The organism is Aeoliella sp. (assembly GCF_965227375.1).
Classification (GTDB): Bacteria; Planctomycetota; Planctomycetia; order Pirellulales; family Lacipirellulaceae; genus Aeoliella.
Genome location: NZ_CBDDFX010000002.1, coordinates 3,636,456 through 3,659,773, shown reverse-complemented (window position 1 = coordinate 3,659,773; position 23,318 = coordinate 3,636,456). Strand labels below are relative to the sequence as shown.

Genomic DNA, 23,318 nt, shown 5'->3' with positions numbered 1-23,318 from the left:
GGCTCGTAGAGTGGAGATAGGAAACTTGCCGTCAAGGGGGGTGTCCGTGCGCTTCCCCGACATGGCGCAGACCAGAGCGTCGGAGAGGTGGCCACGCGCGACCCCGGCCACCAGATTGAAGGAATCAGGACCATGTTAGTGCTCTCGCGTAAAAAGAACGAGAGTATCGTCATTAACGATGACATCACCATCGTGGTGGTGGAGATTCGTGGTGACAAGGTACGCTTGGGCGTAGAAGCCCCGAAGGAAGTCCCCGTTCATCGCAACGAGGTGTACGAAGCAATTCGTCGCCACCAAGAAGAGCAACCCTCGCCTGCCAATGACTCGGCGGCTACCGAGTGATTTGGCTGCGTGGGTTCCGTTGTTTCTACCGGATTTCTTTCTTCCGGCGTGTAATTTCGTTGCTTCGATTGGCACGCTTTACCGACCTTGGGTTGACGATCTAACGTCAGCCTTCTATACCAAGGTGCTGTCGTTTTCGGCGACAAACGAGTTGTCGTTGCCGAATCGCTTTAGGCGAACCTGAAAAGTGTTCGCCCCGTCTCATTCAGTTGGGATTTTTCCTAGGGCCCCGTCGTCTAGCGGTCTAGGACTCCGGCCTTTCACGCCGGCAACACGGGTTCGAGTCCCGTCGGGGTCACTTTCATCGAGCGGGCGTGCCGAGCACGCCCGCTTTTTTCGTGCGCTGGGTGTCCGCCGAACTTGGAAGTGGCTAGAGTGCAGTGAATCCACAGATAATCTGTGCCCATTGAATCAACCACGCACCGATGACCGAATACGACGCGCTGCTGCTGGTATCGTTCGGCGGCCCGGAAGGGCCCGACGACGTCATACCGTATCTAGAAAACGTGCTGCGGGGTAGGAATGTACCGCGCGAGCGCATGCTGGAAGTAGCCGAGCATTACCAGCACTTTGGCGGCGTGAGCCCCATCAACGAGCAGAATCGCCAGTTAAAGGCCGCCATCGAAGCCGAATTCGCAGATCACGACATGCACTTGCCGGTATATTGGGGAAACCGCAACTGGCACCCTTTCCTCGCCGACACGCTACGAGAGATGGCCGACGATGGAGTTCGCCGGGCGATGGCGCTGTTCACCAGCGCGTTCAGTTCTTACAGCGGCTGCCGGCAGTATCGTGAGGACATCGCTCGGGCGCAGGAGGAAGTAGGAGACGGTGCACCAGAAGTCAGCAAGCTGCGGGTGTTCTTCAACCATCCCGGCTTCATCGAGCCAATGGTCGAGCTCACCAACAAGGCCATGTCCTCGCTCGACGAACCGCGGCGGCAGCAGGCTACCGTTCTTTTCACCGCACACAGCATTCCGCTATCGATGGCGGAGAACTGCCGCTACGAGGTGCAACTCGCAGAGTGCTCGAAGTTGGTCGCGGAGCGTGCTGGAATAGCGAGTTGGCGTCTGGTTTATCAAAGCCGCAGTGGCCCACCTTCGCAGCCTTGGCTCGAGCCGGATGTGTGCGACGTGATTCAAGAGTTGCACGATACGAGCGAGGTGCGGGATGTCGTCATCGTGCCCATCGGCTTCGTGTCCGACCACATGGAGGTGCTGTTCGACCTCGACACCGAGGCTCGCGAGTTGTGCGATCAACTCGGCATCCAGTTAGTGCGGGTGCCAACGGTGGGCGTGCATCCTCGCTTTGTGTCGATGGTGCGAGAACTGGTCGTCGAGCGGATGGAGCAACACGCCGACCGCCCTGCGCTTGGCACACTGGGCCCCAGCCACGACGTTTGCCCAACCGACTGCTGCCTGTATACGCCCCGGCGACCTCCAGCGGCGGGGAAAGGCTAGATGTCCAACACCGATCGACGTCCCCTGGGCAATTCCGGTTTCGAGATTGCTCCCGTCGCGCTGGGTTGCTGGCCCATCGCTGGTGTCACCACGCTCGGCACCAACGATGCGGACAGTCTAGCGACCATTCGCGCTTGCTTCGATCTGGGCATCAATCACCTGGACACCGCCTACGTCTACGGTCCCAACGGCGAGAGCGAAATGCTCATTCGCAAGGCCATTGAAGGACGGCGAGACGAGATGGTGATCGCTACCAAGGGCGGTATCCATTTCGAGGGCGACAAGATGGCGGGCGACGCTCGGCCCGAGACGCTGCATCGCGAGTGCGAAGAGAGCCTCCGCCGGTTGGGTACCGACCGCGTGGAACTGTACTATCTGCACTCGCCGGACGAGGTGACGCCCATCGAGCAGTCGGCCGCGGCGATCCGAGAACTGATCGAGGCTGGCAAGGTTCGCTCGGCCGGCTTGTGCAATGCGTCGCTCGAGCAGATCCAGGCGTTTCACTCAGTTTGTCCGCTGGCCGCCGTACAACTGCCGTACAACATGCTGCAACGCGGCATCGAGCAAGAGACCATGCCATGGTGTGGCGAGCAGGGCGTAGCCGTGATGGTGTATTGGGTGCTGATGAAGGGCCTGCTGGCCGGCAAACTGCCGCGCGACTACCAGTTCGACCCGGCCGACTCGCGGCTGAAGTACCCCATGTATCAAGGCGACGAGTGGCAGCGGAACCAGGACCTGGTGGATCGACTGCGAGAGATTGCCGATTCGGCAGGGTGGAGCGTGCCCCAGCTGGTCACTGCGTGGACCCTGGCCCAAAGCGGGGTTACCGCCGCGCTGTGCGGCGCCAAACGGCCCGACCAGATTCGTGAGTCGGCCGCGGCGCTAGACGTAGAGCTCACCGGGGTGCAGCTTGCCGAAATCGACCAGGCGCTCGCCGAACGGGGCGAGGCGGTTAGCAACCGGAACTTCAAATAGTCGCTTGGGTAAGGTCGTTTTTCTCGCGGCAATGCTATTCAAACCCGTGACGCGGGGTTACTGTAGCGGCATATCCCCTTTACTCCGCGAGGTTCAAATCTCATGCCGCGAGTGCTGCTCACCGCCTACGGGCCCTATGACGACTGGTCGGCCAACGCCAGTTGGATGGTGCTGCAGGAGCTGACTCGTCATCTCCCCAGCGATGTGGATGTGGTGACGCGGCTGTATCCGGTCGAGTTCGCAGAGATGATCTCTCGGTTGGAGGAGGACCTCACCTCGGAGGTCGATGTTGCATTGCACCTGGGACAAGCGCCGGGCAATGCGCGGATTGATCTGGAAGCGGTGGCCATCAATTGCGGTCGTGAGCGGGATCAGCGTCCGGAGGAGGCCTGGCCGCTTGCGCCGGACGGCCCGATCGCATACGCCAGCGAGTTGCCGCTGGCCAAGTGGGCGCAGATGCTTCGCAAGGAGGGCATCCCTGCGGAGGTGTCGCACCACGCGGGCACCTATCTATGCAACGCCATTCTCTACATGTCGCAACACCTGTCGGCAGAACGCCAGCTGGGCGTGCAGTCGGCCTTCCTGCATCTGCCGCTCGATCCGTCGCAGGTGGTCGATCGAGCGGTGGCCACGGCGTCGCAGCCGCTGGAGTTAACCGCGCATGGCGTGCGGCTCATCCTGGACGACATTGCCGCCTGCGTGCCAACTCGGTAGGCTGGCGGGATGACCAAGTACGCCGTGATTCTGCCCGCCGCCGGCCGTAGCCAGCGGTTTGGCGACAATAACTACAAGAAGCCGTTTGCGCCGCTCGCCGACCGCGCGGTGTGGTTGCACACGGTCGATCGATTCACCAATCGCAGCGACGTGTGCCAGACGATTCTGGTGATCGCCGAAGAGGATCGCGAGTCGTTCAACACCAAGTTCGGTGCGAACCTGGCGTTCATGGGGATCGATGTGGCTATCGGTGGGGCCGAGCGTACCGACTCGGTCGCTGCTGGGTTGGAGAAAGTCTCCGAGCAGGCCGAGTTTGTGGCGATCCACGACGCCGCCCGGCCGTGCGTCGAGGATCGATCGATCGACGCGGTGTTCGCGGCCGCAGCCAAGTCTGGGGCGGCCATCCTGGCGACTCCGGTGGCGGCCACACTGAAACGGGCAACCGGCAAGCCTCCGACTATTGGCGAGACGGTCTCGCGCGAGTCGCTGTGGGCGGCTGGCACGCCGCAGGTGTTCCGCCGCGACTGGATTATCGACGCCTACGCCCGCCGAGGCAGCGAACCTGCCACCGACGATGCGCAACTTATAGAGCGGCTGGGCCACCCCGTGACCTTGGTGGAAGATTCGCCGCTGAACATCAAAATCACTCGGCGCCGCGACCTCCGCCTGGCCGAACAGATACTGAAAACCGCCCCGCCCAAGAAGCCCGATGGCGCGTCGCACCCGTTTGCGGACGACGATCTTTGGCGTTGAGCACTCCAGTCTAAACTCTAAAGACAGACCACATCCACATGACCCTGCTCAACGACCTGCGCTGGCGGAACCTCGTCCATCAAACGACGGACGATGAGAACCTCGATACCTGGCTGGAAGAGAAGCCTCGCGTGGTGTATGCGGGATTCGATCCCACGGCCGACAGTTTGCACGTGGGGAGTTTGCTGCCGCTGCTCCTGCTGCGGCGGTTCCAGAAGGCAGGTCACAAGCCGATCGCGCTGGTGGGCGGCGCGACGGGCATGATTGGCGATCCCAGCGGCAAGAGCGCCGAGCGGAATCTGCTGTCGCCCGAAGTGTTGGAAGCGAACGTCGCCGGCATTCGCGAGCAGATGCAACAGTTCCTCGACTTCGACTGCGGCAGCCAATCGGCCGAGCTGGTAAACAACCTCGATTGGATTCGCCGCTTCAGCTACATCGAGTTCCTGCGTGATGTGGGTAAAAACTTTCCCGTGAACGTGATGCTTGCCAAGGATTCGGTGAAGGGTCGCTTGGGTCGCGAGGATGCTGGCATCAGCTACACCGAATTCAGCTACATGCTGCTACAGGCGTACGACTTTGTGCATCTGAATCGTGAGTTTGGTTGTGAGTTGCAGGTCGGCGGCAGCGACCAATGGGGCAACATCACCGCCGGCATCGATCTAGGGCGGCGGATGCACTCGGTGCAGTTGCGCGGCATGACCTCGCCGCTGCTGCTCAAGCCCGATGGCACTAAGTGGGGCAAGACCGAGTCGGGCGCGGTTTGGCTGGCGGCCGATCGGACCAGCCCCTACCAGTTCTACCAGTACTGGATCAACGCAGCCGACGACGGCATCGGCAATTGCCTGCGGGTGCTGACGGAGCTGTCGCACGACGAGATTTCCGCGCTCGACGCCAGCCGGGAGTCGGAACCCGGCAAGAAGGAGAGTCAGCGGCGGTTGGCCGAAGAGCTCACCAAGTTGGTGCACGGGGCCGATGGGCTCACCGCCGCGTTGCGGGCGACCGACATTTTTTTCGGGGCGGAGATTGTCGATTTGAGCGACGCGGAGCTTGGGGCGATTTTTGCGGACGTGCCCAGCTGCGAGATGCCGAGGGCCGATCTGGCGGCAGGTATTCCGCTGTTGGACCTGATGTCGGCGACGCCGCTGGCCAAGAGCAAGGGCGAGGCGCGACGCACCATCCAGCAGGGCGGGGCGTATGTTAACAATCGCAGAGTGGAGGACGCGGCGGCTCAGGTAACCGAAGCCGACTTGGCCAGCGAGACCGTCATGGTGCTCCGCAGCGGAAAAAAGAAATATGCCCTGGTCCGGTTCGTGTAAGCCGTTACTCTCAAACGGGTTTGGCCGGTTGCTCCGCTGTCTTGCAGTATTTATAGTAGGTCGTTCCTGACGCTGGTGTTGCACCAGCCAAGGGGGGTGCCGCATTCTCGTCGGGTCGAACCCAACCCCGCTGGAGTGCGTACCCCATAGCGTCTAACTTCAGCTTTTTCACGCAGACCGGCCAGTGGCGAGGAATTCCGGATGGCGGACAACGTAGTCGTCGAAACACGTGCCCTGTCGAAGGTTTACCGTGACTTCTGGGGCCGGCAAAAAGTTCGGGCCCTCAAGGCACTCGATCTGGAGATCTACCGCGGCGAGGTGTTTGGTCTCTTGGGACCCAACGGTTCCGGTAAGACCACGACCATCAAGTTGCTACTCGGTTTGCTCTTCCCAACCGAAGGCGAAGCCCTCGTACTCGGCAAGCCGGCGACTGATGTGGAGAAGAACGAGCGGATCGGTTACCTGCCGGAAGAGTCGTACCTGTATCGGTTCCTCAACGCCGAAGAGACACTCGACTTCTACGGCCGGTTGTTCGACATTCCGCCGGATGTTCGCCGCGAGCGTATCGACAAACTCATCAAGCAAGTCAAGCTCGACGCCGCCCGCAAGCGTCAGCTTCGCGAATACTCCAAGGGCATGACTCGTCGCATCGGTCTGGCGCAGGCGTTGATTAACGAGCCCGACCTCATCCTGCTCGACGAGCCGACCAGTGGCCTCGACCCGATCGGCACCCGTGAGATGAAGGACTGGATCCTGGAACTGCGCGACCAGGGCAAGACCGTCGTGATGTGCAGCCACTTGCTGGCCGATGTGCAGGACGTGTGCGATCGCATCGCCATCCTGCATCAAGGCGAGCTGAAGGAACTGGGCCGCGTTGAAGACCTGTTGAAGGTTGAGGACGTCACTCAGGTTTCGGCGCGTGGGCTCTCGGCAGAATGCCAGAACGAGATCCGCGATGTCATCGCCCGCCACAAAGGTGAGCTGCTCTCGATGGACAACCCCACGACGACACTCGAGGACTTGTTCCTCTCGATCGTTCGCGACAGTGAAGCTCGACCGGGCCGTCGCATCGTACGCGAGGACAATGCGAGCCTACCGGAGAGTTCCGGCGAGTCTAGCGAGTCCAGTGAATCCCCTTCGACCGCTAGTTAAGACGTTCATTCGTACCTCCTCTTCATCCAGTAGCCGACCTCCGATAGCCCCTCCCCATCCGCCATGATTCAGGAAGAGCCGTTACTGCCGTTTAAGCAATGGCTGCTGCAATTGGATGCAGAGCGTTGGGGAGCACTGCCACACTTCTTGTTGGTGATGGTCGTGTTGGGCGTGCTGAGCCTGGTGATCGGTTTGGTCATCGGCAGCATCCTCTACGGCCCGGTGAAGGCTGGCGAGAAGGTGTATCGCGTGGTGGCAAACGCCTTTGGCGAGTTGTTCCACATCTCTCCCCGCCGCATCTGGGCCATCGCCAAAGTGGCCATGCAGGAAGCGTTCCGTCGCCGCGTGTGGGTGGCGATTGCGGTGTTCGTGCTGCTGCTGTTGTTCGCTGGATGGTTCCTGAAAACCGACCGCGAACCGGCGAAGCTGTTCTTCAGCTTCGTGCTCACGGCCACTTCGTTCCTGGGGCTATTTATCGCGCTGTTGCTTGCGGTGTTTAGCCTGCCGAACGACTTCAAATCCAAGACCATCTATACGGTAGTCACCAAGCCAGTGCGCTCTGGCGATATCATCCTCGGACGCATTCTCGGCTTTACGGTTGTGGGCAGCGTGTTGCTGTTGCTCATGGGGGCGAGTAGTTACGTCTTTGTCTATCGCGCGCTGCAGCACACCCACACCATTGCCGCCCAGCGAGAGTTGCCGGAGCGGACCTCGACCAATAAGGGCCATTCGCACAAGTTGGAAGTGCGTGAAGACGGCCAAATCGTGGCAGTCTACGAGCATGGTCACGAGCATACCGTGGAGCAACAGGGCGATCAGTACGTCGTGTCTGGTGCGCAAGGTATGTTGCGCGCCCGGGAGCCCATGTACGGAGAGCTCAGCTTCTTGAATCGCCAAGGTGTGAAGGTCGAGCGTGGCGTGAGTGTCGGCAAGGAGTGGGGCTACCGTAGCTTTATCGAGGGCGGCACCCAGGCGGCAGCCGTTTGGACCTTCGAAGGCATCGACGAAGATACCCTGATCGATGAGAAGGACGAGGGAAGGTTTCTGCCCATCGAGATCGTCGTGCGCGTGTTCCGAACCTGGAAAGCCGACATCAACACGCCGGTGCAAGGAACCATTCAACTCAAGCGTCCCGGCAGCGAACTGAAGACTGCGCCCGAGTTCTTCTATGCCGACGACAACACCATCGACCTGAAGTACTTTCCTGAAGAACTCACCGATACCAACAACCAGCCGGTCAATCTGCTGGAGGACCTGGTAGACGACGAGGGCCGCTTGGAGGTGGTGGTGCAGTGTCTCGATCGCGCGCAGTATTTCGGTTTTGCGCGGGGCGACTGCTACATTCACCTCAGCGACGGCTCTCCGTTGTGGAACTTCGTGAAGGCTTACCTCAGCATCTGGGTGCAGATGGTGGTAGTGATCGCGATCGCGGTGACCGGCAGCACGGTCCTGAGTGGCCCCATCGCCATGCTCTTCACGGTTTCGTTCATCCTGTTAGGATTCCAGCGGGACTTCCTGATGGGAGTCGCGACCGGCGACGTGAAAGGCGGCGGTCCAATCGAGGCGTTGGTCCGCATCCCCACGCATATGAACCTGATATCCGATTTCAAGGATCAGCATTTTGGTATTACGCTGATGCGGTTCGCGGACGACTGTTTGCAAGGGTTGATGTACGTGCTCGCCAGCATCCTGCCCGATTTCAGTAGTCTGAGCACCGCCGACTACGTGGCCTACGGGTTCGACATTCCTAGCAACCTGGTCGCGCAGCAACTCATCACGGGATTGGGGTACGTTGTTGGTTTGGTGATTGTGGGGTACTTCCTCCTGCGTAATCGCGAGGTGGCGAAATGAACAAACAAAGTTCTTTCAATCGCAAAGTGGGCTACGCGGTCGCCCTCATTATCTTGCTCGCACCGATCGCCGTGTTGGGCTTGCCTGCGACGGTTACCAATCCCAACGGCGGCGACTATTCGCTAGCGAGGATGAAGGTCAAGCACCAACTCGCTCAGTCGAATTTGGGCGAGATCGACCCCGCCAGCGAAACCATGAAGCTCGCCACACTCGGACTTCGCGGCGTGGCGGTAAACTTGCTGTGGAACAAGGCGGACGAGTACAAAAAGAAGGAAGACTGGACCAACCTGACCGCCACGCTTGAGCAACTGGCCCGCCTGCAGCCCAACTTTATCACGTTCTGGAAATACCAGTCGTGGAATGTGAGCTACAACGTGTCGGTGCAGTTTGACGACTACCGCGACCGGTACTACTACGTTCGCGAGGGCATTGAGTTCCTCAAGCAGGGCGTGGATAAGAACAAAGAGAATCGCGACATTCCCCAACTGCTGTGGGAGTTGGGCTGGTTCATCGGCCAGAAAATCGGCCGCGCCGACGAGTACGTGCAATACCGCGAGCTGTTCAAGAACGACGATGAGTTCCACGGCGAGGACGTTCCCGAAGGGGCCGACGAACGCGATAACTGGCTGGTGGCGAAGATGGAATACCTGAACGGTATCTCGGCCGTTCGCGATCGCAACAAGAGCATTGGCAAGAAGAGCGAAAAAATCTTCTACTCATCGCCTGCCAAGTCGCAGATGAGTTACGCCGAGGCGATTGAAGAGGAAGGGCAGTTCGCCAAGGGGCAAGCGGCCTGGAGAGTTGCGGCCGACGAGTGGAAAGACTTTGGCGACCTGGAGATCGAGCACTCAACGGGGCGCGTGCTGCGTCTTGGCCATGAAGACGAGTTGGCCGAGTTGGTTGAGCAGCTCGAGCAGGAATTAGAGGACCTGGCGCCGGGTCTGCGCGAGAAGATGGTCCAAGAGAAGCGCGACGCACTATCCGACGAGCAGCGTGCTGCCTTGGATAAGCCCATCGAACAACGCAACAACGACGAGGCTCAACTTGCCTACGAAGCGGAGCAAACAATCGAAGTCTCCGACATGGAGTTCGTCGAAAGACTTGCCAAGGACAAGCCCGAGCTAAACAAGGAGGCTGGCATCCTCGCCCGCAAGTTGGTGGACGAGCGAACGAACCTCATTTACACCCGTCGATACAAGAACGACGCGAACTACGACTATTGGGCGCTCCGCGCCGAGTTCGAGCAGACCGATACTGCCGTCGAGGCACGACGCAAGATGTTCGAAGCCAAGCAGCAGTTCACTGAGCGCCAGGCGGACGATGAGGCGAAGCGGCTGTACGAAGAGGGCTTCCAGAAGTGGCGAGAAGTGCTCGACACCTACCCCGACCTGCTTGATCCCGATGGCGTGACGGGCGACGATATTCTGGTGTTCGTGGTCGACTATCGCAAAGTGCTCGACTCGCTGGGCGAAGAGATTCCCGACGACTTCGTGTTGTGGGACGTGATCGAGGACTTCGACTCCGAAGGCGAGTTCGAAGAGGAGATCCGCCGCCGGGCAGAAATGAAGGATCGCGAATCCGCCAACGACGATACGGAAGCTGCGGAGGAGACTCCCAGCGAGGAGCAGCCGGCCGAGGAAACCGAAGTAGAGCCCGCGGAGACCGAAACTCCCGAGGCGATGGAGGAAGCTGAATCGTCCAGCGATCAGCCCGCCGAACCGGAGTCGGAACCTGCCGCCGAACCCAAAGAACCTTCCAGCGAGAGCGAGTCGACCGCCGCCGAGCCCTCCAGCGATGAGCCCGCCGAAGCGGCCAATCCTAACTGATTCTTGCCAATCGTCTCTCCATCCACCGCAGCGCCCCCCGTTGCGTCTAGTCCCTGCGGCGTTTAACGTTGTTAGGCATATCGGGGGAGCTGTTCGTTCTGGTTCGATGGGTAGCCAAGGATTGCTTTGATGCGAATCGTTGTGTTGGGAGCCGGAACGGTAGGCGAGTCCATTGCCGCCCTGTTGTGCCAGAACGGCCACGGGGTGACGGTCGTGGACCATGACGCCGACCACATCCGCCGGGTGAACGAGACACTCGACGTACGCGGCCTGTGCGGCTCGGCGTCGCAGTCCAGCGTGCTGTTCCAGGCGGGCGTTACCAGTTGCGACCTTTGTCTTTCGGTTACCGGCGACGACGAGGTGAACCTGGTCTCGGCCAGCATGGCCAAGGCGATGGGCGCACGCAGGACCGTCGCCCGTGTGTACGCCCCCGTGTTTCGCGATCTGAGCACGTTCGACTACCAGCGGCACTTTCGTATCGACCGCTTGATCAGCCTCGAACACCTTTCGGCGATGGAACTCGCCCGCGGCATTCGCCATCCAGGCTCGGTGGTGGTGGAAAATCTGGCCCGGGGCGAAATCGAAGTGCACGAGATGCTCGTCTCGCCCAAGTCGAAGAGCCTGGGCAAATCGATTCGCGAACTCGGCCTGCCAGGCGGGGTGCGAGTTGGTTCGATTGTCCGCGAAGGCGAAAGTCGCATCGCTTCGGCCGACGACGTCGTGGAAAGCGGCGATCGACTCACGGTGATCGGCTCGCGCAAGGAGGTCGACTCGGTCAAGAGCATGCTGTGCGGCGGCACCGGAAGCCGCCTGAGCGTGGTGATCGCCGGCGGTGGTGAAACGGGTTATCATCTCGCGCGTATTCTCGAGACGCAACGGTTTAATGTCTCGTTGTTCGATACTGACCGCGAGCGATGCGACCTGCTGGCCAGTCAGCTGCAGAACACCACCGTGGTGTTCACCGACGCCACGCGTCGCGCCAGTTTGGAAGAGGAGCGCGTTGGCGCCGCCGACGTGTTCGTCGCCTGCACGGGTGAAGATGAAAACAACATCATGGCTGCCGTCGAGGCCCGTGACATCGGCACCAAGACGGTCATGGCGCTGGTCAGCCGCCCCGACTACGCTCATGTGGTCGGTAAGCTGGGCATCGACCTGACGGTGAGTCCGCGGGAGGTGGTCGCCAAGCAGATTCTCGGCTATCTGAATAGCGGTCCGGTGATCTCCCGCACCTCGCTTGGCGAAGGCGGCATTTGCATTCTCGAGATCGAGGTCAACGAAGGCGCGCCCATCACCGAGCAAGTGCTGGCGAATACTAGCCTGCCGGAGCGCTGTCTGGTCGCGGCCGTGATTCGTAGCGAGTTTGCTTTCGTGCCAGGCGCGGACGATCGCCTGAAGCCGGGCGATACTGTTGTGGTGATGGTCGACGAAGACCATGCCGAGGCCGCGATTCGCATGTTTGGCAACGACTAACGAGCAGTTGCGATGAACTATCCACTCGTTGCCCGACTCCTCGGCGTGCTCTGCTGGCTGATGGGCATTACCATGCTGTTCAGTGTGCCTTGGGCGTTCCCCGCGATGGGCGTTGCGCCCGAATTCGAGCGTGCTGGATGCTTCGCGCTGCTGGCGTCGATGGTCGTTTGCTTTGCAACCGGCGCGCTCCTCAGGTGGCTCGGACGCGATGCCAAGATGCACTTGTTTCGCAAGGAAGCGATGGCTGTGGTCGGGCTTAGTTGGGTGCTCGCTACGGTGCTCGGCGCGCTGCCGTTCTGGCTCAGTGGTACGTGCCGCGAGCACCTGCCGGAAGACCGCAGCAAAGGCGTGCCCATGAGCGTGTACGACTGCCTGTTCGAGTCGCAGTCGGGTTTTAGCACGACCGGAGCCACGGTGATCACCGATCTGGAAGACACCAAGCTTGTGCCGCGGTCGATCCTGTTCTGGCGATCCAGCACGCACTTCTTGGGCGGTTTGGGCATCATCGTGTTGTTCGTCGCCGTGTTGGGGCAAGGCTCCGCGGGCAAGGCGCTCATGCGAGCCGAAATGCCCGGGCCCAGCAAGGAGGGCTCTCAGGAACGCATGCAGCACACCGCGTGGAATTTCGCTGCCATCTATGTCGCGTTGAATCTCATACTCACCGTGATATTGATGCTGGAAAGCGAGAAGATGGACCTCTTCAACGCGCTGTGCCATGCCTTCGGCACCATGGCGACGGGCGGCTTCAGCACCTACAACGACAGCGTGGCCGCGTTCGACAGCGCGCTGGTCGACTATACCATTATGGTGTTCATGATCATTGCCGGGATGAATTTCGCGCTCATCTATCTGGTTCTCATCGGTCGTTGGCAGGCGATGTGGAAGGACATCGAATGGCGTGCCTACTTGGGCGGGATGGCGTTGGTGACTTTCGCCATCATGGCCATGTCTCTTGGCACGTACCACGAGTTCGACCCGAACGACAAAATTCCGTGGCTGAGAGAGATCGGCATCGCTTTCCGTTACGTGTCGTTCCAGGTGGTCTCCATCATGACCACCACTGGCTATGGCACGCACAACTTCGACAACTGGCATCAGTTGGCCAGGGCGCTGCTGTTCTTGTTGATGTTCGTGGGCGGCTGCGCCGGCAGCACGGGCGGTGGGATCAAGGTCATTCGGCACGTGCTGTTCGTCAAGATTCTCGGCATGGAAATCGAGCGCTCCTACCACCCGTCGGTCGTTCGACCGCTAAAGCTCGGCGACAACGTGACAACCGATCCCGAACTGCGAAACCAGATTCTGCTGTACTTCGGTTTGGTGGCATTTATCTTCATGCTCAGTTGGATCACGCTGGTAGCCATCGAGCCAGAGCACACCTGGACCGAAGTCGGCCAACCGGTCGAGAACAAGCTGATCGACTGCGCGAGCGCCGTGACCGCAACGATGAACAACATCGGCCCCGGCCTTGGCACGGTGGGCGCCAAGCAAAACTACGCCAACTTCGAACCGCTTTCCAAGCTGCTGTTCATCTTCTTGATGATGCTCGGCCGTCTGGAACTGTTCGCCGTACTGGCCCTGCTTCTACCTGGGTTCTGGCGCAGCCATTAGCTGGAGCTGCGCGCGCCGTAGCTATCCACTGCGCGATTTCAGCAGCGATTTTCCAACAAGGTCACGCGACTGCAAAACCTCTTTGGTACAATCACCGTGTAGCGGGGGTAAGTGGTTCGCTTCGGTTCCCGCACGGTCTGTTCTGTATCTCGAGGTCAGCGATGAATCTCCAAGTGACGCGGCGGTTGGCATGTTTGGCGATTTTCTTGGGCCTGGCGGTTCCACAGGTCGTGGTCGCTCAGACGCAGCCTCCTTTGCCGGTCGTCACAGAGGTCGATTGGCAACCGCTCGGCGCGCAGGTGCGGCGGTTGATTCAAGCGCGCGAGTACGTCGGCGATCCGCTGCCCGAAGAAATCGTCGCCGGGCTGCGCGAAGCGGCGCGACTGGAGCCCTCCGAAGCGGTGGCTCGCGTGCAGCAGTTGCTCGATCCGCTGGTGTTGCTCGACGTACACATCAATCCCGAGTCGCGCGTCAAAGTGCATGCGGGGCCGGCTGAGAAGATGCTCACGCAGAACGGCTGGCGAGTGTTCCTGGTGAAGGTTCACAACAAGGCGGGCGTCACTGCCAAGTTGCAGTGCACCAGCCCGAACGCGGCGTCGCTGCACAACTCGCCGGAGAGCGAGGTGATCGATCGTTGGCTCGATCTGGTGATGCTGGACGGCCAGCCGCTCACGCCGACGCTCACCGGGCTGGAACTCGAGTACCGGTTGATCTCGCTCTACTCGCGCGACGCCGGCAAGCGGGACGCAAAGTTTGCCATGGACGTCGGGCAGGGGACGCAAGACCTGGGATTCCGCAATGAAGTCGACATGGTGTTCGACTGTCAGCCGGCCAATTCGCTCACGCTGCACGTGGTGGACGAGAACGGCGTGCCGACCACAGGGTGCTTTGAGATTCGAGACTCACTGGGACGGGTTTATCCATCGCAATCCAAACGGCTGGCTCCCGACTTCGCATTTCATCCACAGGTCTATCGCGGCGATGGCGAGAAGCTTAAGCTGCCCGCCGGAGAGTACCAGGTACGGTTCTGGCGAGGGCCGGAGTCGATCCCCGAAGCGCGCACCGTGACCATCGGCGACGCGGACGCCGAGGCGAGCTTTCAGGTGAAGCGTTGGATCGATCCGTCGCTGTCGGGTTGGTGGTCGGGCGATCATCACATTCACGCCGCCGGCTGCGCCCACTACGCGCGGCCCACCCAAGGCGTGCACGCACCCGACATGATGCGGCACTGCTTGGGCGAAGACCTGAAAGTGGGCTGTAACCTGACTTGGGGACCCTGCTTCGATTACCAGAAGCAGTTCTTCACCGGTCAGATCGACGAAGTCTCGAAGCCGCCGTACTTGTTGCGTTACGACGTGGAAGTGAGCGGCTTTGGTTCGCATCAATCGGGTCACCTCTGCCTGTTGCGATTGAAAGAGCAAATTCCTCAAGGCGGCGACTCCACCCATCACTGGCCCACGCTCTGCTTGAACACGCTGAAGTGGGCCAAACAGCAGGGGGCGGTCGTGGGACCTGCGCACACGGGTTGGGGGCTGCAAATCTCCGACGACCAGTTGCCCAGCAACGAGGTGCCACCCTATGACGGGATTGGGGCGAACGAGTTCATCGTGGATGTTACGCACGAAGTGCCGGGGCCGGACGAAGCGCTGGTGCCAGCGGTCGACTTCCTATCCATGGTAGATACGCCGTATGTGTGGGAGTTGAATATTTGGTACCACGTGCTGAATTGCGGCTTCCGCACACGCATCAGCGGCGAGACCGACTTTCCCTGCATCTACGGCGAACGCGTTGGCCTCGGGCGGTCGTACGTCAAGCTCGCTGGCGATCTCTCGTTCGACGCCTGGTGCGAAGGCCTTCGCCAGGGCGCCAACTACGTGGGCGATGGCCGCAGCCACTTGATGGACTTTTCGGTCACCGATGGCGATGGAAACCGGGTGACCATGGGGCAGAACGGGAGCGAGTTGTCACTCGACGATGCCCAACAGGTGACGGTCACCGCCACGGCCACCGCTTACCTACCGGAGGAGCCCGACGCTGAGCTCGCCAACCTGCACTACACGCAGAAGCCGTATTGGCATATCGAGCGGGCGCGAATCGACACAAGCCGCACCGTGCCGGTAGAGCTGATCGTCAACGGCGAGCCCGTCGCCCGCCAAGAGATCGTCGCCGACGGCTCGCCTCACGAAGTGAAATTCGTCGTGGCGATCGACCGCAGCAGTTGGATTGCGCTACGCATTTTACCTTCTTCGCATACCAACCCGGTGTTTGTGCTGGTGGACGACCAACCGATCCGCGCCTCGCGAGCCAGCGCCCAATGGTGCCTGGATTCAGTGGCCCGCTGCCGTGCGTCGAAGCGGCGCTTCATCGCACCGGATGAAGTGGAGGACTTCGAGCACGCCTACGGCCACGCGGAGCGTACGTACTCGCGCATTCTGGAAGAAAGCAAAGAGTAGATGATAGAATGGCGTTGGCCCCAAATCGGGATATCCACCGCCCATGTCCGACGAGCACCTACCCAACACAGCCAACGCGCTGCCGCATGCCACGCAGCAGGCGGAGTCTACTCCAGCGCAAAACGGTCAAGTTCTGGGCTTGCGGCTATTTTGCTTATTTCACTGCCTGTCGGGTTGGCTAGCGGCGGGTTTGTCGTGGCTTGAAGTGGAGTCGATCGTCGGGACACTTCCGGTGATCGTAATTCTCGGACTCATCGTGACTTGGCTAGCCATGCGGCGTACTTCTTGGCTGCTGCTTTGCTATGGGTTGTCGGGTCTGTGCAGTGTGGCCATCGTGGCACTGGTCATTGCTGCATTCAACTTGGGGCCTTCCGAGGCGGTTCCAACAGTGCCGAACTTGCTTACCGTTTGTGCGTTGATGATCACGGGGCTTTACGCGGCCGTAGCCTGGTCGGTCGCCAAGCGGCTGGACGACTACGTTGTAACCGGGCCACTGCTGAAGTTTCGAGTAACTACCCTGCTGCTGCTGGCCACGGTAGTGTGCGTGCTATCAGCGGTGGGGAAGTTCGTGTCTTGGCACGGAGAGATGTGGATATTCGCCTCTGGCGGACTCGTGCTTCTGGGGCTCTCGACCCTGTTTGCGACTTTGTTTGCTAGACGACTCCAGAATGCCAAAGCACGGCGAACACTCGGCGAGGTGGACCAACAAGCGGAGTAGGCGACTGCGCTTTATGGCAGTTGCTGCCACCTATTGCTCATTGACAGCCCGGCCCACGTGCTAGCGTCTTGCGGATCTCACGACATTCTGCTGAAAGCCGCTTGCCTTGGTGGTCGATAGAGGAGAGGAGGGATTGTCTTTTTTGCTTCGGCGGAACGAAGGATCGATATGGGCATGGACGCCACGCTTTTCTCTATCAATCGCCGCGTGTTCGCGACGCTAGCAGTGGCCTGCTGCACTGGCGCGCTGGCCGTGGCGGACGAAACACAGACCACGCCAGTCAAGGTGATTTCCTTTGGCGACCCCGACGCAGCGGATACCAATCCGCAGCGCCGCACCGCGGTGGTAACCGCCGTGGTGCTCTCGCCCGACGGGCAGCGTTTGGCGGCCGCGGGCGACGATCATGTGGTGCGGGTGTTCGATGTGCCGACCGCGTCGTTGAGCCATCAGTTGCACGGGCATAAGGATTGGATTCGCGGGCTCACCATGTCGTCGGACGGCAAGACGGTGGTTTCGGCCGCCGCCGACTGCTGCTGCACTTCGTGGGACTCCCAAACGGGCCAGAAGCTCAACACCACCACGCCGGGCGCAGGACCTTTGCGGACCGTGGTGTTTCATCCCAACGGTGTGCAGTTCGCCGCGGCGGGTTATCAGTGCTGTGCACAGGTATTCAACCTGTCGGGCGGTCACCAGTCGCTGCAATTGCAGTCGCCGCGCAACGACTACACCTGTTTGGCGTTCTCGCCCGATGGGTCGACGCTGGCGGTGGGAAGCGGTGATGGAACGCTGCGACTGTTCGACGCGGTGACCGGCCAACTACAGCATCAGATCGCAGCCGACACTCGCCGGCTTCGCGCGGTGGCGTTTACCAGCGATGGACAAAACGTGGCCTGTGGCGGCGATGGAGCGACGGTGAATGTGTTCAGCGCCACGGCCAGCACCTTGGTGGGACAGATCCCCACGCGGCCGGCAAAGGTGTTTTGCTTGAAGTACCTCAGCGACGATCAATTGGCCATCGGCGGAAGCGACAACCGAGTACAGATCTGGCACACCGGGGCTCCTTCGCTGGTGAAGATTTTGGAAGGGCACACCGGCACGATCACCTCGCTGGCGACCGACGCCTCGGGGCAGGTGCTCGCCAGTGGCAGCTTCGACACCACGATTCGCATCTGGAATCTGGCAAAGCCCAATAGCCCCAAGACGGCCGGCGCACCCGGCACGGCGACGAGGTAGACATTCGCACCGCCGCTCTCGTAGCAGCGATTCGACCAACGCATAACGCGCACCTGGCACCACGCCTGCAAGGAGGCATACCGTGGGACTTCTTCACCGCCTGTTCGGACCCAAGACGGCTCAAACTATTGTCGCCCCTCGCGCGAGCAGCATCGGTCGCTCGACGCCGGTGCGCGGGCACGTCGAGGTGCTCGAACCACGCCAACTACTGGCGGCCGATGGACTCGCGCCCGAGGTGCTGCTGGGCAGCGTGTACTTCGAGGAAGCAACCGGCGACGACAGCCAGCCCGACGTGATCGAAGTCACCTTCATGGGCGGAGCCGAAGGAACCACGCTGAATCGTCTGACTATCGATGGTGACAAGCGCCTCGATGGTTTGACCGATGGCGACATCTTCTTCGACACTGCCGATGGTGGTTACGGTGCGTTCAAGTCGGTGGGCCTCACGGTGCAAGAAGCCGATGGCTTCGTGATCGATAGCATCTCGGTTGCCGACGGCGGCACGCAAATCGTCTTCACCTTCAGCGGCTTCGACGCAGGCGAGTCGCTTAAGTTCTCGGTCGATGCCGATGAACTGCAGTTCGTCGATCCGGCGGGCGATAGCGTTAACTCGCTGGTCGAAGGTGCCGAGTTCGAGCGGAGCACGATGGTCGGTGAGTTCTCGGTAGTTGGTTTCGTCGATCTCACGCTTGAGGGAATCTACTGGGACGCATTCGACGGTCGCCGCCAGACGGCCGAGTCGGCCACGGGCCTCGAACTCGATCTGCCCGACGACATCTATTCCACGTCGCACGACTACACCGACCGCACCGCGGGCGCGGTGGCCCACGCCGCGCAAATTCCGCTGGCGACGCTCAGCGGCTGGGTGTACCACGATCGTTCGGACGATGGCACATTCGACCGCGACACCGAAGAGGGCATCGGCGGAGTGACACTCGAGTTGCTCGACGCCGCTGGCAACTCGACCGGCATCACCACAGTGACCTCCAGCGAACCCGGCCAGGCAGGCTACTACGAATTCCTCAACCTCGAAGCTGGCACGTACGGCGTGCGCGAGATTCAGCCTTCCGGTTGGCTCGACGGCAAGGACACCCCCGGCAGCCACGGCGGAACCGCGGCCGACGAATCGGCGGGCCGCGTCGACCGCATCACCGGTGCGGTACTGGCGTACGGCGACGACGGAGTGGAGTACAACTTCGGCGAACTGCTGGTGGGCTCGATCTCTGGTCGAGTGAGTGGTTCGCGCGACGAGGATTGCTACTTCGACGATCCGCAGATGCTGCTCAGCGGCGTGAAGATCGACTTGTTGGACGCCGATGGCAACGTGCTGGCCACCACGCTGACCGACGAGAACGGGGAGTACCGGTTCGACGACCTCACGCCGGGCGAGTACCAGATTCGCGAGCATCAGCCCGATGGCTACTACGACGGTGGCGAGCGCGTCGGTTCGGCGGGCGGCACCAAGTCGGACATTGGCGACGCCTACAGCCTGTTCTCCGAGATCCACCTCGGTTCGGGCGTCGACGCCACGGATTACTTTTTCTGCGAGCACATCGGCCCGTCTATTTCGGGTTGGGTGTACCACGATCGTTCCAACGATGGCTCGTTTGACCGCGGCACCGAGGAAGGCATCGGCAACGTGCTGATGGAGTTGCTCGACGCCAACGGCCAGTCGACCGGTCTGACCACCATCACTTCGGCGGAGGCGGGCAAAGTCGGCTACTACGAGTTCACGAACCTCGCCCCTGGCAAGTACGGCGTCCGCGAGTACCAACCCGTTGGTTGGCTCGACGGTATCGACACGCCGGGCACGCATGGCGGCACTGCGGCCAGCGAAGTTGCCGGCCCGGTTGATCGCATCACGGGCGCGATGCTGGCATTTGGCGACGTGGCCCAGGAGTACAACTTTGGCGAACTCTTGGCGGGCTCGATCGCTGGCCGCGTGACTGGTTCGACCGATGGCGATTGCCACTTCGACGATCCTGAACTGCTACTCGAAGGTGTGCAGATCGACTTGTTGGACGATCAAGGCCAGGTGATCGCGACGACCACCACCAACGCCGATGGCGAGTACGCGTTCACCAACCTGGTGCCCGGCGTGTACGAAGTGCACGAGCACCAGCCTGAAGGTTGGCTGAACGGCGGCCGCCGCGTCGGCACGTTAGGTGGCGAGCAGACCGGCACCGATTCGCTTTCCGAGATCATCGTCGGCTCCGATATGCACGGCGTGAACTACGACTTCTGCGAACACACGCCCGGCTCGATCGCTGGCTTCGTAATGGCCACCAGTGGTCCGGACTGCGACTTCGACAATCCCGAGATCCTGCTCGAAGGGGTGCAGATCGATCTGATGAACGCCAGCGGCACGGTGATCGCCACGACTTACACCGACGCGCAAGGTCGTTACCGCTTCGACGGACTCGACGCGGGTGAATACCGCGTGCGCGAGCACCAGCCCGACGGCTACCATGATGGCGAAGAGCGCGTCGGCACCGCTGGCGGCACGCGCATCGCGCCGGACGACATCGCCAACATTCAGCTTGGTCATAGCCAAGATGCAGTGAACTACGACTTCTGCGAGCACCTGGGCGTGACGCTGAGCGGCTGGGTGTATCACGACCGCTCGAACGACGGCGTTTTTGATCGCGACAGCGAAGATGGCATCGCACAGGTCACACTCAAGTTGCTCCACGGCGACGGCAATGACACTGGGCGTCGCGCGGTGACGAATGCTCAAGGCTACTACGAGTTCACCGACTTGGAGCCTGGCAAGTACACGGTGATGGAGATTCATCCCGAAGGCTGGCTCGACGGCATCGACACGCCGGGCAACCTGGGCGGCACCGCGCTGCCATCGCCACCGGGCGACATGATCAGCCAGATCATGATTGGCTTTGGCGAGTCGGGCGAGGAGTACAACTTCGGCGAGCTGCTGCCCGGCAGCATTCGTGGCCAGGTACACGTCGATCCCGACGGAGACTGCATCGCCGAAGAAGGCGATCCCGTGATTCCTGGCGTGCAGATCGACCTGTTGGACGAGCAGGGCAACGTGATCGCCACCACCTACACCGACGAGAATGGCGAGTACGCCTTCGAGAACTTGCGGCCCGGCAACTACACGGTGCACGAGCACCAGCCGATCGAGTACTTCAACGGCGGCTATCACCTTGGATCGGGCGGCGGGTCGTACTTTGGCATCGACACGATGGGCGACATCGAGATCGATTCCGACGAGCACCTGGTGGAGTACGACTTCTGCGAGATTCCGCCGGCCAAGCTCTCGGGTTACGTGTTCATCGATGGCGAGCCGATCCTCGTGATTGGCGAACTGCCCGACCTGGGGACCATCAAGGACGGCCTTCGCACGCCCGACGACCGCCCGCTTTCCGGAGTGGTGTTGGAACTGCGAAACGGAGCGACGGGCGACCCCATCTTCGGAGACGAAGCGCTCTCTGGGTACTACGGCGACGGCCCGATTCGCACGGTGACCGACGCCAACGGTTACTACGAGTTCGACGGGCTCTCCGCCGGCACCTACGCGGTGGTGGAGATTCATCCCGAAGGCCTGATCGACAGCATCGACACCGAAGGTTCGCTAGGCGGCCTGGTGGTCAACGCTGGAAGCCAACTGGGCGAACAAGCCATTCAGAAAACCATTGAGCAGCAACAAGCCATCGAGCAGATGCGCGAGCGGTTCGGCAACGACATCATCTTCCGCGTTCCGCTGCAACCAGGCGAGCACTCCATAGAGAACAACTTCAGCGAAGTCGACACGCGCACCATCTGGATCCCGCCCGAGACGCCGCCGCGCACACCGCCACCGGTGTTCTCGACCCCGACGACCCAAATATCGCCGTTTGTCTTCCCGCTGATCGCGCCGGAGCGGCCCGACCCGATTTTCTACGGCGGCGGGGATGAAGTGGGTTACACATGGCACTTGAGTCTGGTGAACGCCGGCTTCCCACGCTCCGTGCCTGCCGAAGGCCAGGCGCTGATGCACCTGACCTCGACGCAGATGTCGGCCACTTGGCAACAGGCCGAACTGAACCGGGCAGTGTGGACGCAGGAAGTTGCCGAGTACTACGCTGACGAAGAGAACTCGTCGCTGGCCATCTTTGGTCATCCGCGGGGCATTCCCGTGGTAGGCGACTGGGATGGTGATGGCATCGACGAAGTCGGCGTGTTCATCGACGGCAAGTGGTACCTCGATCTCAACGGCAACGGCCGCTGGGACTCGGGTGACATCATGGCCGAGCTAGGCACCTCCAGCGACTTTCCCACCACCGGCGACTGGGATGGCGATGGCAAGACCGACATTGCCATCTTCGGGCCCATTTGGGCCGGCGACCCGCGGGCGATCAAGTACGAACCGGGCTTGCCCGACGCCCAGAACGCTCACGGTCCGCTCGCGCCGAAGGAGAAGAACGTTCCGCCGGAGACGGCCGAGGCAACCAACGGCCACCGCACGCTGCAACGCACCCGCCAGGGCGATCCCCGTCAGGATCTGATCGACCACGTGTTCGGCTACGGCACCGTGGACGACCAACCTGTGACGGGTGACTGGAACGGCGATGGCATCGCCACGATCGGCGTGTTCCGTGGCGGCGTGTGGCAACTCGACGTCGACGGCGACGGCCGCTTCACCGACGCCGATCACACCGTTGCGTTCGGCGGCAACGGCACGCCGGTAGTCGGCGACTGGAATGGCGACGGCATCGACGACCTCGCGGTGTACGCCGGCGGGCAGTGGACACTCGACTCCAACGGCAACCTCGAACATGACGCGGTCGACCGGGTATTCGATATGGGCACCATCGACGACAAACCAATCGCTGGCGACTGGAACGGCGACGGCATCGACGAACCGGCCATCTACACGCCGACCGAAGAACTGCCACCAAGCGAAGCGGCGTAAGGCACGGCAACTACGCTTGCGTCCGCAAGCAGATCATTCGGCCCGAAGGGCCCGCAACATGCCAGCCCGGGGCAACTCCCCGGGACTGCCTCGTCGGGGTCGTCCATTGTTGCTTGGCCCCGGCCTGATGTTAGGGCGGGTGGTTCCATCGGCGGTGTTAACGTATATCAGCCAACAAGCATTGTCGCCGATCGGTTCACCCACCAATGGGCGACCAAGGTGAACAGTGGGTGAACCGATCCTGCAGCAGCACCCAAGACAGAACAGGTGCACGACTAATCGAGGTAATCCTGCAGCTCGAATTCGGGGAGCGACTTCAAACGCCGCTCAGCCTCTGCCATCGCCCGTAGTTTCTTGTGGGCGTCGATTTCCAAGCAGATTTGCTCGAGCTTCTGAATTCGGTTCTCGGCCGAACGAAGCTGCGCAGAGAATCGCTGAGAACCGTGCCACCAGGCTGCAATCAATGAAAACACCAGCATCAGCCAGAACAAGTCCCGCAGACCAAACTGAAAACGCCGATGGTTCATAGCTT

Annotated in this window: 16 protein-coding genes and 1 tRNA gene; 16 read left to right on the top strand and 1 reads right to left on the bottom strand. The window is 61.2% G+C overall.

Features of this window, described 5'->3' with window-relative positions:
• Positions 1-132 precede the first annotated feature (132 nt).
• The 16 genes from csrA to ACQK2L_RS27370 all read left to right on the top strand — a co-directional run bounded on the left by csrA (position 133) and on the right by ACQK2L_RS27370 (position 22,786).
• A complete protein-coding gene (csrA, locus tag ACQK2L_RS27445) occupies positions 133-342 on the top strand; it encodes a carbon storage regulator CsrA (RefSeq protein WP_425400242.1) in 210 nt (69 codons plus the stop codon).
• A 225-nt stretch (positions 343-567) separates the two neighbouring features.
• Positions 568-640: transfer RNA gene (locus tag ACQK2L_RS27440), tRNA-Glu, on the top strand.
• 127 nt (positions 641-767) lie between these two features.
• Positions 768-1,802 (top strand): ferrochelatase, encoded by a 1,035-nt coding sequence (locus ACQK2L_RS27435; RefSeq protein WP_425400241.1) that lies wholly within the window; start codon positions 768-770, stop codon positions 1,800-1,802.
• Positions 1,803-2,777 carry an aldo/keto reductase gene (locus ACQK2L_RS27430; protein ID WP_425400240.1) on the top strand — a complete coding sequence of 325 codons (975 nt, stop codon included), beginning with the start codon at positions 1,803-1,805 and terminating at the stop codon, positions 2,775-2,777. It abuts the gene before it with no gap.
• Between the two features lie 102 nt (positions 2,778-2,879).
• Positions 2,880-3,491, top strand: a complete 612-nt coding sequence (locus ACQK2L_RS27425) for a pyroglutamyl-peptidase I (RefSeq protein WP_425400239.1) — start codon at positions 2,880-2,882, stop codon at positions 3,489-3,491.
• Positions 3,492-3,500: 9 nt separating this feature from the next.
• Entirely contained in the window at positions 3,501-4,244 is a 744-nt protein-coding gene (ispD, locus tag ACQK2L_RS27420) for a 2-C-methyl-D-erythritol 4-phosphate cytidylyltransferase (RefSeq protein WP_425400238.1), read from the top strand.
• Positions 4,245-4,282: 38 nt separating this feature from the next.
• Positions 4,283-5,560, top strand: a complete 1,278-nt coding sequence (gene tyrS, locus ACQK2L_RS27415; protein WP_425400237.1) for a tyrosine--tRNA ligase — start codon at positions 4,283-4,285, stop codon at positions 5,558-5,560.
• A gap of 201 nt (positions 5,561-5,761) precedes the next feature.
• A complete protein-coding gene (locus ACQK2L_RS27410; protein WP_425400236.1) occupies positions 5,762-6,712 on the top strand; it encodes an ABC transporter ATP-binding protein in 951 nt (316 codons plus the stop codon).
• A gap of 63 nt (positions 6,713-6,775) precedes the next feature.
• Positions 6,776-8,563: an ABC transporter permease gene (locus ACQK2L_RS27405; RefSeq protein ID WP_425400235.1), complete on the top strand. Its 1,788-nt coding sequence runs from the start codon at positions 6,776-6,778 to the stop codon at positions 8,561-8,563.
• The gene (locus tag ACQK2L_RS27400) at positions 8,560-10,389 is read left to right on the top strand and encodes a hypothetical protein (RefSeq protein ID WP_425400234.1); all 1,830 of its coding nucleotides are present in this window, start codon (positions 8,560-8,562) and stop codon (positions 10,387-10,389) included. The genes ACQK2L_RS27405 and ACQK2L_RS27400 overlap by 4 nt, the downstream gene beginning before the upstream one ends.
• Positions 10,390-10,518: 129 nt before the next feature.
• Positions 10,519-11,859 (top strand): Trk system potassium transporter TrkA, encoded by a 1,341-nt coding sequence (trkA, locus tag ACQK2L_RS27395; protein ID WP_425400233.1) that lies wholly within the window; start codon positions 10,519-10,521, stop codon positions 11,857-11,859.
• Positions 11,860-11,871: 12 nt separating this feature from the next.
• Entirely contained in the window at positions 11,872-13,467 is a 1,596-nt protein-coding gene (locus tag ACQK2L_RS27390; protein WP_425400232.1) for a TrkH family potassium uptake protein, read from the top strand.
• A 161-nt stretch (positions 13,468-13,628) separates the two neighbouring features.
• The gene (locus tag ACQK2L_RS27385) at positions 13,629-15,920 is read left to right on the top strand and encodes a CehA/McbA family metallohydrolase (RefSeq protein ID WP_425400231.1); all 2,292 of its coding nucleotides are present in this window, start codon (positions 13,629-13,631) and stop codon (positions 15,918-15,920) included.
• Between the two features lie 43 nt (positions 15,921-15,963).
• Positions 15,964-16,638, top strand: coding sequence for a hypothetical protein (locus tag ACQK2L_RS27380; protein WP_425400230.1), 675 nt, complete (start codon positions 15,964-15,966; stop codon positions 16,636-16,638).
• Between the two features lie 174 nt (positions 16,639-16,812).
• Entirely contained in the window at positions 16,813-17,871 is a 1,059-nt protein-coding gene (locus tag ACQK2L_RS27375; protein WP_425400229.1) for a WD40 repeat domain-containing protein, read from the top strand.
• An 82-nt stretch (positions 17,872-17,953) separates the two neighbouring features.
• Positions 17,954-22,786: an SdrD B-like domain-containing protein gene (locus ACQK2L_RS27370; RefSeq protein WP_425400228.1), complete on the top strand. Its 4,833-nt coding sequence runs from the start codon at positions 17,954-17,956 to the stop codon at positions 22,784-22,786.
• Positions 22,787-23,061: 275 nt separating this feature from the next.
• On the opposite strand, the gene ACQK2L_RS27365 is transcribed toward ACQK2L_RS27370, so the two are convergent.
• On the bottom strand, positions 23,062-23,313 hold the full coding sequence (locus ACQK2L_RS27365; protein WP_425400227.1) for a hypothetical protein: 252 nt from the start codon (positions 23,311-23,313) through the stop codon (positions 23,062-23,064).
• Between the last annotated feature and the right edge of the window lie 5 nt (positions 23,314-23,318).

Coding starts and splice junctions, on each gene's coding strand:
- ACQK2L_RS27400 (WP_425400234.1), top strand. CDS start 8,560: ATGAACAAACAAAGTTCTTTCAATCGCAAAGTGGGCTACGCGGTCGCC.
- csrA (WP_425400242.1), top strand. CDS start 133: ATGTTAGTGCTCTCGCGTAAAAAGAACGAGAGTATCGTCATTAACGAT.
- ACQK2L_RS27390 (WP_425400232.1), top strand. CDS start 11,872: ATGAACTATCCACTCGTTGCCCGACTCCTCGGCGTGCTCTGCTGGCTG.
- ACQK2L_RS27435 (WP_425400241.1), top strand. CDS start 768: ATGACCGAATACGACGCGCTGCTGCTGGTATCGTTCGGCGGCCCGGAA.
- trkA (WP_425400233.1), top strand. CDS start 10,519: ATGCGAATCGTTGTGTTGGGAGCCGGAACGGTAGGCGAGTCCATTGCC.
- ispD (WP_425400238.1), top strand. CDS start 3,501: ATGACCAAGTACGCCGTGATTCTGCCCGCCGCCGGCCGTAGCCAGCGG.
- ACQK2L_RS27430 (WP_425400240.1), top strand. CDS start 1,803: ATGTCCAACACCGATCGACGTCCCCTGGGCAATTCCGGTTTCGAGATT.
- ACQK2L_RS27380 (WP_425400230.1), top strand. CDS start 15,964: ATGTCCGACGAGCACCTACCCAACACAGCCAACGCGCTGCCGCATGCC.
- ACQK2L_RS27425 (WP_425400239.1), top strand. CDS start 2,880: ATGCCGCGAGTGCTGCTCACCGCCTACGGGCCCTATGACGACTGGTCG.
- ACQK2L_RS27365 (WP_425400227.1), bottom strand. CDS start 23,313: ATGAACCATCGGCGTTTTCAGTTTGGTCTGCGGGACTTGTTCTGGCTG.
- ACQK2L_RS27385 (WP_425400231.1), top strand. CDS start 13,629: ATGAATCTCCAAGTGACGCGGCGGTTGGCATGTTTGGCGATTTTCTTG.
- ACQK2L_RS27375 (WP_425400229.1), top strand. CDS start 16,813: ATGGACGCCACGCTTTTCTCTATCAATCGCCGCGTGTTCGCGACGCTA.
- ACQK2L_RS27410 (WP_425400236.1), top strand. CDS start 5,762: ATGGCGGACAACGTAGTCGTCGAAACACGTGCCCTGTCGAAGGTTTAC.
- tyrS (WP_425400237.1), top strand. CDS start 4,283: ATGACCCTGCTCAACGACCTGCGCTGGCGGAACCTCGTCCATCAAACG.
- ACQK2L_RS27405 (WP_425400235.1), top strand. CDS start 6,776: ATGATTCAGGAAGAGCCGTTACTGCCGTTTAAGCAATGGCTGCTGCAA.